This window comes from Streptomyces sp. NPDC003023 (assembly GCF_042888225.1).
Taxonomy (GTDB): Bacteria; Actinomycetota; Actinomycetes; order Streptomycetales; family Streptomycetaceae; genus Streptomyces.
Genome location: NZ_JBIAPL010000010.1, coordinates 231,147 through 245,873, shown reverse-complemented (window position 1 = coordinate 245,873; position 14,727 = coordinate 231,147). Strand labels below are relative to the sequence as shown.

The 14,727-nt window shown below is 71.4% G+C and carries 10 protein-coding genes; 4 read left to right on the top strand and 6 right to left on the bottom strand.

Annotation, left to right across the window (positions count from 1 at the left end; all coding sequences use genetic code 11):
* Window positions 1-4: 4 nt before the first annotated feature.
* Window positions 5-2,797 carry a glycoside hydrolase family 3 C-terminal domain-containing protein gene (locus ACFYV1_RS28375; protein WP_389398440.1) on the top strand — a complete coding sequence of 931 codons (2,793 nt, stop codon included), beginning with the start codon at window positions 5-7 and terminating at the stop codon, window positions 2,795-2,797.
* Window positions 2,798-2,807: 10 nt separating this feature from the next.
* A complete protein-coding gene (locus tag ACFYV1_RS28370; RefSeq protein ID WP_389398439.1) occupies window positions 2,808-3,848 on the top strand; it encodes a LacI family DNA-binding transcriptional regulator in 1,041 nt (346 codons plus the stop codon).
* A gap of 227 nt (window positions 3,849-4,075) precedes the next feature.
* Here ACFYV1_RS28370 and ACFYV1_RS28365 read toward each other — a convergent pair whose 3' ends face one another.
* The 3 genes from ACFYV1_RS28365 to ACFYV1_RS28355 form a co-directional block, all read right to left on the bottom strand.
* Window positions 4,076-5,200 (bottom strand): DUF1996 domain-containing protein, encoded by a 1,125-nt coding sequence (locus ACFYV1_RS28365; protein WP_389398438.1) that lies wholly within the window; start codon window positions 5,198-5,200, stop codon window positions 4,076-4,078.
* Window positions 5,201-5,299: 99 nt separating this feature from the next.
* Window positions 5,300-7,471, bottom strand: a complete 2,172-nt coding sequence (locus ACFYV1_RS28360) for a discoidin domain-containing protein (RefSeq protein ID WP_389398437.1) — start codon at window positions 7,469-7,471, stop codon at window positions 5,300-5,302.
* 72 nt (window positions 7,472-7,543) lie between these two features.
* A complete protein-coding gene (locus ACFYV1_RS28355; RefSeq protein ID WP_389398436.1) occupies window positions 7,544-9,742 on the bottom strand; it encodes a discoidin domain-containing protein in 2,199 nt (732 codons plus the stop codon).
* A gap of 258 nt (window positions 9,743-10,000) precedes the next feature.
* Between ACFYV1_RS28355 and ACFYV1_RS28350 the strand changes: the two genes are divergently transcribed.
* Entirely contained in the window at window positions 10,001-10,621 is a 621-nt protein-coding gene (locus ACFYV1_RS28350) for an L-threonylcarbamoyladenylate synthase (RefSeq protein WP_389398435.1), read from the top strand.
* A gap of 179 nt (window positions 10,622-10,800) precedes the next feature.
* Here ACFYV1_RS28350 and ACFYV1_RS28345 read toward each other — a convergent pair whose 3' ends face one another.
* Window positions 10,801-11,346 carry a hypothetical protein gene (locus tag ACFYV1_RS28345; RefSeq protein ID WP_389398434.1) on the bottom strand — a complete coding sequence of 182 codons (546 nt, stop codon included), beginning with the start codon at window positions 11,344-11,346 and terminating at the stop codon, window positions 10,801-10,803.
* A gap of 431 nt (window positions 11,347-11,777) precedes the next feature.
* Here ACFYV1_RS28345 and ACFYV1_RS28340 point away from each other — a divergent pair, with 431 nt between their 5' ends.
* On the top strand, window positions 11,778-12,335 hold the full coding sequence (locus tag ACFYV1_RS28340) for a transglycosylase SLT domain-containing protein (RefSeq protein WP_389398433.1): 558 nt from the start codon (window positions 11,778-11,780) through the stop codon (window positions 12,333-12,335).
* A gap of 69 nt (window positions 12,336-12,404) precedes the next feature.
* On the opposite strand, the gene ACFYV1_RS28335 is transcribed toward ACFYV1_RS28340, so the two are convergent.
* Both ACFYV1_RS28335 and ACFYV1_RS28330 read right to left on the bottom strand, forming a co-directional pair.
* Entirely contained in the window at window positions 12,405-13,406 is a 1,002-nt protein-coding gene (locus ACFYV1_RS28335) for an MASE1 domain-containing protein (RefSeq protein WP_389398432.1), read from the bottom strand.
* Between the two features lie 411 nt (window positions 13,407-13,817).
* On the bottom strand, window positions 13,818-14,648 hold the full coding sequence (locus ACFYV1_RS28330; protein WP_389398431.1) for a PP2C family protein-serine/threonine phosphatase: 831 nt from the start codon (window positions 14,646-14,648) through the stop codon (window positions 13,818-13,820).
* Window positions 14,649-14,727 lie beyond the last annotated feature (79 nt).

Below are 14,727 nucleotides of genomic sequence, written 5' to 3'. Positions count from 1 at the left end.
GACCATGTCCGCGGAAGATCCGGCACGGCTGGAAGGGGAGCTGCCACGGTCGGAGGAGGAGCCGGCACGGCTGGTGGACAAGCTGGACATCCGGCAGAAGGTCCGCCTTCTCACCGGGGCGACCACCTGGCGAACCCACCCCGATCCGTCCGCCGGCCTCGCCGCCCTGTCCCTCTCCGACGGTCCGGCCGGCGTACGGGGAGAGTCCTGGGACGAGCGGAACACCTCCGCCCTGCTGCCCTCCGCCTCCGCGCTCGCTGCGACGTGGGACGACGAACTGGTTGAACGCCTCGGTGGCCTGCTGGCCGCCGAGGCCCGGCGCAAACGGGTGCACGTGGTCCTCGCACCCACCCTCAATCTGCACCGCTCACCCCTCGCCGGCCGCCACTTCGAGTGCTTCTCGGAGGACCCGCTGCTCACCGGCCGGACCGGCGCCGCCCTGATCCGGGGCATCCAGGCGCAGGGCGTCGCCGCCACCGCCAAGCACTACGTCGCCAACGACTCGGAGACCGAACGCCTCACGGTGGACGTCCGCGTCGACGGGCGCACTCTGCGCGAGGTCTGTCTCGCGCCCTTCGAGGCCGCGGTGGAAGCCGGGGTGTGGCTCGTCATGGCCGGATACAACGGCGTCAACGGCACCACGATGACCGAGAGCAGGCTGCTCGACGTTCCGCTCAGGACCGAGTGGGGCTTCGACGGAGTCGTCGTTTCCGACTGGGGCGCGGTCCGCTCCACCGTGGCCTCGGCGCTGACCGGCCAGGACCTCGTGATGCCCGGGCCGGAGGGCCCGTGGGGCGAGGCACTGCTGCGGGCCGTACGGGAGGGGACCGTGCCGGAGGAGGTCGTCGACGAGAAGGTGCGCCGGCTGCTGCGACTGGCCGCGCGCGTCGGCGCGCTGGACGCGCTCGGCCCGGCGGGGACGGCCGGCCCCGGCGCCGCGACACCGGTCGTGAGCCTGGACCGGCCCGCCGGGCCGCCGCTGGCGGGCGGGTGCGCTGCCGACCCGGCGGTCGAACCGCCGGTGTCGGCTGCCGTGCTTCCTGACCCGGTCGTCGAGCCGCAGGTGCCGGCTGCCGCTCTTCCCGGACCTGCCGCGGTCCCGGTCCCGGTCCTTCAGCCGCCGGTTTCGGGCGTCGCCCCTCCCGGACCTGCCGCGGTCCCGGTCCCTCAGCCGCCGGTGTCGGCTGCCGTGCTTCCCGACCCGGTCGTCGAGCCGTCGAATCGGGCCGCCGCGGCCCCGGATCCGGAAGTGCGGGCCCTGTTGCGGACCGCCGCGGCCGCCGGGGCCGTACTGCTGCGCAACACCGGAGTGCTGCCGCTCGACGCGCACACACTGCGCAGTGTGGCGGTGATCGGGCCCCATGCGGCGGTGCCGCGGGCGCAGGGCGGCGGCAGCGCCGGCGTCTTCCCGCCGTATGTGACGACACCGCTGGACGGAATCCGGGAGGCGCTCGGCCCCGGTGCGCGCGTCCTGCACGTACCCGGACCGTCCCTCGGCGACCCGCCGCCGGTCGGGACCGGCCTGTGCCGCGATCCCCGTAGCGGTCTGCCCGGCGTGCTGCTCCGCGTCCTCGACGCACAGGGACGCGAGCTCCACGCGGAACACCGGTCGTCCGGACGCCAGTTGGAGCCACCGACGCCGCCGGGCGCGCACACCGTCGAGATCGAGGCGCTCCTCACTCCCGACGTGTCCGGCGAGTGGACCCTCGGCGTCGGAGGCTTCGGCCGCATCACGCTCACCGCCGGCTCGCGGACCCTGGTCGACGGCGAGTTCCCGCGCGAGACCGACGACCCGGCGGTGGTCCATGTCAACCCGCCTCGTCACCACGGGCGCGTCCCGCTGGCGGCCGGCCGGGCCGTGCGCGTCGTGGCCCGACGGCAGCTCGCCCCCGGTACCGGCCGCGCCACCCTGCTGACCGCCGGACCGCCACTGCCCCCACCGGAGGCGGCCCTCGCCGACGCGGCCCGGGCCGCCCGCGACACGGACGCCGCGGTGGTCTGCGTCGGCACCACGGAGGACGGCGAGTCCGAGGGTCACGACCGGACCGGCCTGGCCCTGCCCGGTCACCAGGACGCTCTCGTACGGGTGGTGGCGGCGGCCGGCCCCCGTACCGTCGTCCTCGTCAACGCCGGAGCACCCGTCGAGATGCCCTGGCGCGACCAGGTCGCGGCGGTGCTGCTGACCTGGTTCCCGGGCCAGGAAGGCGGCGCGGCCGCCGCCGACGTCCTCTTCGGACGCACGGAGCCCGGCGGGCGGCTGCCGACGACCTGGGGAGCCCTGCTCGCGGACGCCCCCGTCACCCGTACCCGCCCCCTGAACGGCACACTCCCGTACGAGGAGGGGCTGCACATCGGCCATCGCGCCTGGGCGCGTACCGGGCGCACGCCCGCCTACTGGTTCGGACACGGCCTGGGCTACACCACCTGGCGGTACGAGGATGTGCGGGTGCGCCGAACAGAGGGGGTGTTCACCGTGGACGTACGGGTCGGCAACACGGGAGGCCGGACGGGACGGGAGGTCGTCCAGGTGTATCTGTCCCGGCCCCGCTCCGCCGTGGAGCGTCCGGCGCGCTGGCTCGCCGGGTACGCGGCGGTCGTGGCGGCGCCGGGCGAGACGGTCACGGCGTCCGTGCGCGTACCGGCCCGGGCGCTCGCCCACTGGTCGACTACGTCCCACCGCTGGGAGTTGGAGCCGGGCGGGTACCAGGTCCTCGTGGGAAGGTCGGCCGGCGATCTGCCGCTGACCAGCACTGTCGTCGCCACGGAGGCCGACGAGAGCGGAGGGCTCTGCCGATAGGGTTCCGTGCATGACCAGACAGCCGCCCACGCTGGAGGACGTCGCGCGGGCGGCGGGAGTCTCCCGCGCGACCGTCTCCCGCGTCGTCAACGGCATCCGCAACGTGGACCCCGCCATCCAGGACGCGGTGCGCAGTGCGATCCGCAGCACCGGTTACACGCCCAACCGCGCCGCGCGCTCCCTGGTGACCCGCCGTGCCGAGACGATCGCCCTGGTGGTCTCCGGAGCCGGGGACGACTCGGAGAGCGAGCAGAACGCCTTCGCCTCACGCGCCTTGGCCGACCCGTTCTTCGGCCGCGTCGTCAGCGGAGTGGTCGGTTTCCTGCGGCCCAGATCCATGTACCCGGTACTGATGTTCGCGGAGACGGAGGCCGCCCGGCAGCAGGTCGTGGCGTATCTGCGGCAGGGCAGCGCGGACGGCGCGCTCGTCTTCTCCACCCATGCGGAGGACCCGCTCCCCGGACTCCTCGCGGCAGAGGGCCTGCCCTGCGCACTGTTCGCGCGTCCGGTGCCGCAGGTGCCCGTCAGTTTCGTCGACGTGGCGCACCGGGACGGCGCGCGGCTGGCGGCAGAACATCTGCTGGCCCGCGGCTGCCGCCGGATCGCCACGGTGGCGGGACCGCTGGAACTGCCCGCCGCCCAGGACCGGCTGGCCGGGTTCCGCGACACCATGGCCCGGCACGGCCGGCCGTACATCCCCGTCGTGGAGGGACGGTTCACCGTCGACAGCGGTGCCGCCGCCATGAACCGGCTGCTGGCGGAGCATCCCGGCATCGACGGGGTCTTCGCGGCCAACGACCTGATGGCGCAGGGAGTGTGCGAGGCGGCGCGCGAAAGCGGGCGGCGCGTGCCGGACGATGTGGCGGTGGTCGGCTTCGACGACTCCAGCGCGGCCCTCGCCTGCCGGCCGCCGCTCACGACGGTCCGGCAGCCGATGGAGGAGATGGCCGCCACCATGGCGCGGTTGCTCCAGGAGCAGATCGAGGGGACCCGTGAGGAGCCCACCTCGGTCGTCTTCGACGCGGAGCTGGTGATCCGCGAGTCGGCGTAGCCCCGGCAGCAGTTGTCCGGCGCGGCTCGTGCGGCAGTGACCCGGCGCTGCTCCTGTGCGGCGGCAAGCCCGCACAATCACCGTCGAGCTGCGCCGTCCGCACAATCACCATCGAGCTGCGCCGTCCGCACAACCACCGTCGAGCTGCACCGTCGGCGCGGCCACCCGGCAGCACGAGTGGCCCGCTCCCGCCGCCGCGGGAACGGGCCACTCGCGCCGAGCAACGACTAGGGCAGCTCGTAGTCGGCGTTGAGTGCCGCGCCCGCCTCCGGACGGTTCTGGTCGTAGCCGCGGGCGTCGCACTGCAGGCCGCCCACGACGCAGTGGTCCACCATCGCGTCCAGGGTCCGCTCGTCCCACGCGTTGAAGAAGTCGTAGTGGAACGAGTGGGCGCCGCCGCTCGCGAGCCGTACGCGGGACATGTCGCCGTCCACCGGGAACGCCATCTTGAACTCGATCATCGGCAGCGCCACCGGGTGGCTGGGCGGACAGACGTTGTCGTTGGTGCCGGGCTTGACCACCGGATACGCCATGTGGCTCTGGTGGCCGGGCGTGTCCAGATGCAGACCGGTCCAGCAACTCGGGGCTTGCATACGGAGGTTGAGCTGTGTGCCCGAGGGGTAGTTCTGCGGGAACGCGACGTTGCCGAAGCTGTCGCCGCACTCCCAGCCCTCGACCCAGCCGGGATGGTCACGGAACTCCTGCGGGCTCTGCGCCGGGCTGCCGACGACGAACCGAAGTCCCTTTGGGAAGGGCCGGACACTGGTGTAGTCGGTGACCCCGGCCTTGTAGTAGATGACCTGGTCGCCGATCGGGAGGATCTTCTCGTCCCCGTCGTACAGGGAGGGCATCCAGTACGCCGACGAGTCGCCGGGCACCTTGCAGGTCGTCTCGCCGCCCGACAGGGACGCCGTGGTGCTGGCCGCGTCCGTCGACGTGTTGCCCATGAACGTGTGGTCGTGGGACCTGCCGGGCTGACCCGGGTACACGATCGGGTCGTCCGGGGCGGCGTGGCTGACGGCGCAGTTGGCCTGGAACTCGTGGAAGTACCGGGGCGGCGGTGTGGCGTGGGACGGGGTCACCCCGGTCACCGGCGGGTCGGCCGGGATGTAGCCGTCGCCGTCCGGGTCGTCGTCCGACGGCAACGCGGAGACGGCCGTCGAGTGCCCCACGGGTTCCGCGTGCCCCACGTGCCCCGCGTACGCCGCCACCGCGGCCGGGTCGTGGGCGGGCGCGGCGGCGGGCGCGGGGTCCGTGCCCGCGGCCGTGGCGATCTGGTTGAGGCCGAGCACGCTCGCTGCCAGCGCCGTACAGACCAGCAGCGCGGACAGTGTTCTCTGACTGCCTTTCACAGGTTCCTCCTGACAGAGGGTGGGGGACGGATGGGACACGATGGAGCGAGGCCGCCGGGAGAGGGACGCGCCCGGCTGCCCCTCCGCCTTGGAAGCGCGTCAGCTGTAGACGCCGAACTCGTGCAGCGAGTAGCCCCAGCCGGTGCCACGCGCCGTCAGGTGCAGCCGTACGTGCCGGGCGGTCGCCGACAACTCGACGGTGTCCACGTCCCCGTTGCCCGTGGTCGTCGAGTGCAGCGTGCGCCAGTCGGTGCCGTTGTCGGACACCTGAACCTCGTAGGACTTGGCGAAGGCCGGGTCCCACACCAGCTGGACCCGGCGGATCGGTGTCGGCGCGCCGAGGTCGACCTGGATCGACTGCGGGTCGCTCCAGTCGCTCGCCCAGCGGGTGTCGGTGCGGCCGTCCGTGGCCCTGGCCGGCGGGCAGGGGCAGTCGCCGTACTCCGCCTGGTAGGAGCTGGCCGTCGTCGGCTTGTTCAGCGCGACGTTGGTGCCCTGCACCGGGGGAGCCACGACCCTGACGGACCGGGTCTCGATGCCCGCGTTGCCGCGGCCGTCCTCGGCCTGGACGTAGACCTTCCAGACGCCCAGCTTGTCCGGCGCGGTCACGGCGAACGTGCCGTTCCCGGTGGCCCGCCAGGCCGCCTCGACCAGGCGCTTGTCCCCGTTGGCGTAGTTGCCGCTGAGGAAGATCCGGTACCTGACCGGGTCGCCGTCGGGGTCGCGCACATCGGCGCGGACGGTGAACTCGCCGCCCGCAGGGGCCGAGGACGCCGGGGAGACCGTCATGTCCGAGACGACCGGCGGGGTGTTGTCAGCGGCCGTCGAGCCGCCGTACGCCTTCTTCACCGCGTAGTACGACAGGCGCTTCAGCCCGTCGGGCAGCAGGTTGAACCAGACGCCGCCGAAGTCGTGCTCGATGCCGTAGTGGAAGAGCGTCGCCCCGAGGGCGACTCCCCGGTGGCCGGTGACGCAGCCCCAGGCCCGGCTGTAGCCCTCCGCTTTCTGCATGTCGGTCGGCTCGTCGGGTACGCCGTTCGCGTCGTCCGGCACCTCCCACTCGCCGGCCGGCCCGCCCTCGGTGATGATGTACGGCTTGGTGTAGCCGCCCTGCTCCCAGTCCTCCTGGACGCCGCAGATGTCGCCGTAGGAGTTCATCGAATACAGGTCGAGGTCGGGGGCGTTGCGCTTGTAGTAGGGCCAGGCGCCGGTCCACGCGTCGGTGGAGGTGACGGGATGGTCCGGGTCGATCGAGTGGATCTTCTCGGCGACGTCGTTGACGAAGGAGGTGTAGGCGTTGCGCTGGGCTGCGAGCTCCGTGCCGCTGTAGCAGTTCTGCAGCCCGAGGACCGACTCGTTGCCGACGTTCCACATCAGCGTCGCCGGGTGGCTCTTGTACGCCTCCACCCACTTCGCGAACTCGCCGAGCATGTTCGCCTTGTACGCCGAGTCGGTCACGTAGTTGACGCAGCCGCCGCTGCCGGGCCCGCCGCCGGGCTGGAGCCAGAAGCCGTTGACGACCCGGACACCGTGGTCCGCGGCCGCGTCCAGCAGGGGCTTCGACGCGGCGTCCGTGCCCCAGGTGCGGACGGTGTTGACGCCCATGGACTTCACGTCGGGCATGTAGCGCGCCGCGTCGGCGAGCGCCGGTCCCCAGGTCAGGCCCTTCACCGTGTACGGCTGTCCGCCGACGGTGAGCTGCCAGTTCCCCTGCGAGCCGGTGACGCGCACGGCGCCGCCCGCGGGTGGGTCGGTGTCGCCGTCGGTTCCGTAGACCTGGAACTCCCACAGGGAGTATCCGTAGCCGCCGGAGCGGGCGATGCCCTGCATCCGGATGTAGCGGCCGGTGCCGGAGACGGCGAGGTCGTCGGTGCCGCCGTCGCCGGCGGTGACGGACCGTAGGGTCCGCCAGTCCGTGCCGTTGTCGGAGGCCTGGATCTCGTAGGACTTTCCGTAGGCAGCCTCCCAGGTGAGGACGACACGGCTCAGCTCCTTGCTCGAGCCGAGGTCGGCCTGGATCCACTGGGCGTCGTTCCAGGCGCTGGCCCAGCGAGTGGAGGTGAGGTCGCCGTCGAAGGCCGCGGTCGCCGCGAACGCCTCACCCTCCTGGGAGGAGGCGGTGGCGGCCGCGCCCTGGGAGAGGAGTGTTTCCGCGGCCTGCGCGCCGGGGGCGGCGGCGACCGTGAACGAGGAGGCGAGCAGTGCGCCGAGCGCGAGGAAGGGAACGGTGCCGCGGCGGACGAGGGAGGTCGTGGAGGGGGGTGTGGACACATGAGCTCCTGGCGGATGCCGGCCGGCCCCGGGCCCCTGGTCACGGGGACCCGGGGGCGGCCGATGAGCGGATCAGGGGAACGAGACGACCGTGGACGGCACGGTGGCCGTGCCCGAGGTCGGTGAACCGGTCTGGTTGATCACGTGCTCGTACTGGCCGTTCCCGCCGAGCGACACCACGAGCAGATTGTGGAATCGCACGCCGGGCTTCACCGGCGCCCGGAAGCCGTGCTCCTGACGGATCGTCGGGTCGACGTTGTAGAAGCAGTAGCTGCCCATGCCCCAGGCCTCGTGGGTGTCGACCGAGTCGTCGACCCGGTAGGCCGCGTAGCCCTTGGTGGAGCCGTTCTGGATGGCCGCCTGGTTCGGTGCGTCGTACGCCTTCTCGTTCTGGAAGAAGATCGTCCGGCCGCGCTCGCCGAACCACTCCACGTCGTACTTGTTGAAGTGCTCCACGAACAGCCCGGTGGCCAGCACGTCGTCGCCGCCCACCCGTACGCCGTAGTCCGCCCGGTTGGTCTCCCAGCCGACGCCCTCGCCGTGGTCGGCACGCCACACCCAGGTGTGGTCGATGATCACGTCGTCGCTGTCGACCACCATGCTGGTGGTCGCCTTGCCGGGGCCCGCCCCGCCGATGCGGATGTACACGTCCTGCACCGTGGTCGGGTTCGCGGAGTGGTCGGCGGAGGCGTTCGGGCCGCCGATCTCCAGCAGCGTCGGCGAGTTGACCGGGCCCGCGTCGATGAGGAAGCCCGCGAGGCGCACCCCGTCCACGTCGGCGACCTTCATGGCGGTGACACCGTTGCCGGGAATGAGCGTGGCGAGACCGAGGCCCAGCACGACGGTGTCCGCGCGGTTGACGTTGATGGTCCGGTCCACGTGGTACACACCGGGCGTGAAGAGCAGGTGCAGGCCCTGCTCGAGCGCCGCGTTGATGGTCGAGGCGCCGGCGCCGGGCTTGACGACGTAGAACTGCTCGAGCGGGATGGACCGGCCCTGCGGCGTGCCGGAGCTCCAGGTGGTGCCGCGTGCGGCGGTCCGCTTGTCGGGGGCGAACACCTTGTACTGGTCGCCGTCGAGGTAGAGGAACGGCTTCTCGCGGGAGACCGGCGTCGTGTCGAGCGTGGTGTAGGGCGGGTCGGGGAAGCCTGCGGCGGGTGCGCCTTCCACCCCGGAGAACGTCATGTTCCACACGCCGTTGGTCCAGCCGCCGACCGAGCTGTCACGGGTGTACCACTGCTGCTGCGAGTACGGGCCGACGGTGCCGTCGATCCTGCTGTCGGCGATGTAGCCGCCACTGGCCCAGCCGTATCCGTCGGGGGCGAGGTTGAGGCCGCCCTTGACGTGCATACGGCGGAACGAGGCCGCCTGCGAGACCGCCCAGCGGTTGGTCCCGTTGACGGGGTTGAGGGCGAGGTTCTCCGCGGCGCGCCAGAAGTTCTGGGTGGCGTTGCCGTTGAACCAGCCCGCGTCGACGGTGACGTCGCCGTTGATGGTGGTGTCGTCCGGTTTCAGGCCGAGGCCCGCGATCTGGGTGTAGAAGCCGATCTGCGCGTTGAGACCGTTGTAGGTGCCCGGCTTGAAGAAGAAGGCGTGGCGGCCGGAGCCGAACTGGGCCGACTCCTGCTGCTTGAACACCTCGTCCAGCTTCGCCTGGATGCCGGGCGTCGACGGGTCGAAGACATGGACGTTCGGTCCCAGATCGCCGCCGCCGGGGATGACCGGCCCGCTGTCGTCGGTGGTGCCGAACACCTTGAACTCCCAGAGCGAGTAGCCCCATTGCGTGGCCCGCTCGGTGCCCGTCATCCGCACGTAGCGGGCGGTCCCGGAGATGTCGGCGGTCTCCGTTCCGCCGGCGCCGTTCGTGGTCGAGTAGGCGGTCGACCAGTTCTGCCCGTCGGTCGAGAGCTCGATGCGGTACGCCTTCGCGTACGCGGTCTCCCAGCGCAGCTCGACGTGGCCGAGCTCTGTCGCCGTGCCCAGGTCGACCCGGAGCCACTGCGGGTCGGCGGCCGCGCTCGACCAGCGCGTGCCGTTGTCCCCGTCGACGGCGTCCGCCGCCGGCGTGCCCTGGTGCTCCTGGCTGGAAGCGGTGACCGGCTTGCCCTGCGAGAGAAGGACCGGCGCGGCGTTGGCGGTGGCGGCCGGGGCGAACGCGAGCAGTGTGGCCACCAGCGCGGTGACGACCGCCCCCGCGATGCCCCGCCGCCCGGCGGTGTCGGATCGTCGTAGGTGTCGCGTCGGCGCGACCGGTATGCCGGCTGGTGGCATGCCCGTACTCCTCGAGGTCGTTGGGAATGAAGTCGGAGAGCGCTCTCCGGAGTGCTTTCAACCGGAGAGGTTGCCCGGCGCCGGGAGTGGGGTCAATATGCGCGGCAGACTTTTCTTTGACCTTGACTTTAAGTGCGAAGTTTCCCCTCGTCGCGGTGCGCCCGCCGCATCGGGTGCTTCTGCCGGGGCCGCATCCGGTGGGTGAACTCGTGCGGCCACTGGCCGGGTTCGATCGCTCGCAGGTCCTAGACTCGCCGGATGGCGAAGTATTTCGACGTGCACCCCGAGAACCCTCAGCGGCGCACCATCAGCACCGTGGCCGAGAGCATCCGATCCGGCGCGCTCATCGCGTACCCCACAGACTCCTGTTTCGCGCTGGGATGCCGGCTCGGCAGCCGTGACGGCATTGACCGGATCCGCACCATCCGGAATCTGGACGACCGTCACCACTTCACGCTGGTCTGCCAGAACTTCGCGCAGCTGGGGCAGTTCGTCCACGTCGACAACGACGTGTTCCGCGCGATCAAGGCGGCGACGCCGGGCAGCTACACGTTCATCCTGCCCGCGACGAAGGAGGTGCCGCGTCAGTTGCTGCACCCGAAGAAGAAGACGGTCGGGGTCCGGATCCCCGATCATGTCGTCGCGCAGGCCCTGGTCGCAGAGCTCGGCGAGCCGCTGCTCTCCAGCACTCTGCTCCTGCCCGACGAGGACGAGCCGCTGACGCAGGGCTGGGAGATCAAGGAGCGGCTCGACCATGTGGTGGACGCCGTGATCGACTCCGGCGACTGCGGCACGGAGCCGACCACTGTCATCGACTTCTCCGGTGACGAGCCGGAGATCGTCCGCCGGGGGGCCGGTGACGTCTCACGGTTCGAATGACGGTCGCGGCACAGGGCGTGACCGGTCGACCGGGTCCGGGCCTGACGATGCGGCGGGACGGTTCGGCGTGACGGTTCGGCGTGACGGTCCGGGACGGTCGTTCCGGAAACCGACCGTCCCGCCATCGGCGGCGGGCGGCGGTGACGCGGCCCCGGCCCGACGGCCGGGACCGCGCTGCCTCACCGGCCGCAGGCCGGCGGTGCGTGACGGATGTCGATGACGAAGCGCTCCGGCGCGTGAAGCCGGTGCGTGGTGTACGCGGGCCTGCTGTCGAAGGCCGCCCCGAACGTGACCACGCCTTCGTAGTCGCCGGTCAGCGCCAGACCCTTGAGGCCGGGCAGCCAGATCCTCGTCAGACGGGGACCCTTGTAGACGGAGTTTCCGTCGTCGTCGTGGGCGGCGGCGGGGGAGAGTCTGATCTCGAGGAAGTATCTGCCGGCGAGGGGAACCTTGGTTCCGAGGCCGTCGTGGCGCAACTCCTTCACCGGTTTCACGGTGACCGGCGGCACCTCGCCCCGGACGTCGATGACGATGCGGTCGAAGGAGGCGTGGCCACCCCACCGTGCATTGGTGACGAGCGCGGTCGCCGGAGCCACCGAGGGTGCGGCGGACCGGGGCGCGGATGCGGACGCGGACGCGGACGCGGACGCTGGGATCGTGGCGCCGACCGCGGCGGTGAGAAGGATGCCGGCGGCAGCGGCTGCGAGCTTTGACTGATAAAGCATGATGTCCCCCATTTCTTCCGGTGCGGGGGCTGTGCTGTCACTCAGGAAGACATGCGGTGAAGACGTACGGTTCCGAATGCCTCGCACCGTTTCCACGGCTTCGCGCAGATATCCGCTCACGGGGGTGAGGGGCGCTCACGCACAGTGCGCCCAGGTCCTCGTCGCGCCCGCTTGGCTGTGATGCCGCGCATAGGGGGCGCGTCACTTACTAAGAGCGGTCGTTGCCGCCGACTCGTCCAGACGCCGGTAAATCGGGCCAGGGGCGACAGTTTCCGGCATTTCTCTTCAATCGGGTAGTAGGTCACATTCTTGCGCCCTGCTCGAGGGGCCCCTAACCATGGCTGACGTCCCGGCGAACACCACCGGGTCGCCCGTCGGACCGAACCATGGCCGGCCCCCACGACGTCCCCGTTCTGGAGAGTTCCTTTCGTATGACCGCCTTCACGCAGACCTTCGCCCGCCGCACCGACCGTCTCCGCAAGCTCTCGCTGACCGGCATGGCAACCGCCGGTGCCGCGGCGGTGGCGCTCACGCTGGCACCCTCTCCCGCCCAGGCCGCTCCGGCTCCGGCGGCGGTCTCCGCGGCGTCCGAGGTCCCGGCGGCGAAGAAGGACGAGCCGAAGAAGAGCGACAAGGCCAAAAAGGCGAAGAAGACCAAGAAGGTCTACGCCGACAACCTCGACGGCTGGATCAAGGAGGCCCTGGACATCATGAAGTCCGAGGACATCCCCGGCACCTACGAGGGGCTGCACCGCAACATCATGCGCGAGTCCAGCGGCAACCCGAACGCCCAGAACAACTGGGACGTGAACGCCCAGAACGGTACGCCGTCCAAGGGCCTGCTCCAGGTCATCCAGCCCACCTTCGAGGCGTACCACGTCGACGGCACCCCGCACGACCTGACCGACCCGGTCGCCAACATCACCGCGGCCGCGAACTACGCAGCCGACAAGTACGGCTCCATCGACAACGTCGACTCCGCCTACTGATCCGAACGAAAGACCCGAACGAAAGACCCGAACAGAAGATCCGAACGAAGGATCCTGCGGGACAGCCCTTCAGCCGTCCGAGCGCTTGTCGCCGTCGAGCGGCGGCCACAGATGGGCCGTCTCGCCCGGCGCGATCTGATCGACGACCTCCGCGAGAGCCGAGCACGCCTCCTCGATCTTGTGCCGGACGGCGTTCTGCTCCGTGACGATCGCGGCCAGCAGCAGGGCCGTGAGTGTCGCCGACCCGTTCAGGGCCTGCAGGATGATCATCACCTCGAGCATGCTCCGGTCGGCGAAGGGCCCCTCGGTGCTGGTCGCCGCCGAGATCGCCATGACCGAGATCAGCAGGGCGCACGGGGCGGATCCGGGCAGCTGGAAGCGCAGCGCCGCCCAGATCAGCATCGGGAACACCAGGAACAGCAGGGCCAGTTCCAGCCGGGTGACCACCAGCGTCACGACGACCGATGTGACGCACAGGGCCACGGCCTCCGTCCACCACCATGCCCGGGTGTCGCGCGGCAGCCTCGCCCGGCGCAGGACGAGCAGCAGCGGGGTGATCACCAGAACGCCCATCGCGTCCCCGACCCACCACGCCGACCAGACCGGCCAGAACTCCCCGAGCGGCAACGAGCCGCTCAGAACCAGTGTCACCGCGCCGAACGTCGCGCTGACGAGCATCCCGGCCAGCGCGCCGAGGAACACCAGCGCAAGTCCGTCCCTGAGCCGGTCGAGCGCCGTGCGGAAACCGGTTCGCCGGAGCATCAGATACGCGGCCAGTGGCGCCACGGTGTTGCCGGTCACGATGCCGAGCGTGCTGAGATCGAGCGAGTGGTCGATCGTCGCGACGGTGAGCAGCGCACCGAGCGCGATGCCCGGCCACACCCCGGCGCCCATCCACAGCAGGCAGGCCAGGGCGACCCCGGTGGGCGGCCACAGGGGCGTGACGACCGCCCCGTCGACGACCACCTCCTGGGAGAGGCCGATCCGTCCGCCTGCCCAGTAGGCGGCGGTGACGGCGAGGATACGCAGCAGTGCTGCGACCGGACGTCGGATTTGCTCGCTGCAGACCACGCATGTCATCACACAGCGTCAGCGTCGCCGCGTCCTCGTGACACGCGCTGGCGAGCGGCCCGATCTGGCCGGACGCGCTTTCGAACGGACCGCGCGCGGTCCCGTCGGCGCCGGGCGGCCCCGGGGCGGCCGCCGTCCTCGGTGCCGCACGGCCCGCCCCTCGCATCTCCCCCTGCTACGGCTGCTCCCCGTTTCGACTCGGCCCGTCCGGCCCGACCCGACGGGCTCGTGCACGTCAAGGACGTCCCTGAGGACGCCGCCCGTGATCAATCGTGATCAGTCCAGCCGGTGCCCATCAGGCCGGATCATGCGGGGGCTCGCCGATCCGTCCCGGTGCGGACGGAAGAACCCGTTCCACTGCCGGCGGGCCGGCCCCCGCGGGCGGACCGGCGTTCCACCGTTCCGCCCCGGCTAAGCGAGGTCGTGGAAGAGGACCAGGACGGCGGCGTCGTCCGTGTGATCGGTGAGCGCCGCGGTGCTCATCACCCGTGAGGCCAGTTCCCCCGCCTCCGTGTGCTCCCGGGCCGCCGAGCGGACCAGCCCGGCCACGGCCTCGAGTCCTTCCTCGATCGGGTACGCCGGGCCCTCGACGACGCCGTCCGTGAGCAGGACGAACGCATCGCCCGGGGAGAGCCGCCGCCTCGCCACCGGATACACCTCGCCGGGCAGGATGCCGAGCGGTACTCCCGCCTCGTCGTCGACGATCCCGCCGTGCCCGCCCGCCGTCGCCCATATGGCCGGGACATGGCCCGCACGGGCGCTCTGGAGTTCGCCGGCGACCGGGTCGTATCGCAGGAAGCTGCATGTCGCGAAGAGTCCGTGGTCGACGGAGAGCAGCAGCTCGTTGGCGCGGCGCAGTACCTCGCCCGGGTCGGTGGTCGCCATGGCGACGGCGCGCAGGCCGATGCGCACCTGCCCCATGAAGGCCGCCGCCTCGACGTCGTGACCCTGCACGTCGCCTATGGAGAAGCCCAGGGAGCCATCGGGCAGGACGAAGCCGTCGTACCAGTCCCCTCCGATGTCGAGACCGTTCCTGGCCGGTGCGTACCGTGCGGCGACCCGCAGGCCGGGGAGGGTGGGAAGGTCCGCCGGCACCGGGAGCATGGAGCGCTGCAGCGCCTCGGCGAGTTCGACCCGGGCCTTCTGCCGCTCCGCGCCCTTCCGAGCGCGGTCGGTGAGGCGTCCGAGCGCGGTCAGCATCTCGTCCGCGGTCGCCGTTCGCACGGGGCGGCGCCGGATCATGGACCTCTCCGAACTGCGTCCGAAGCCGGCCGGCCCGGTCGCTCGTGCGAAGCACGGGGAAATCGGCCCGGTTGGGCCG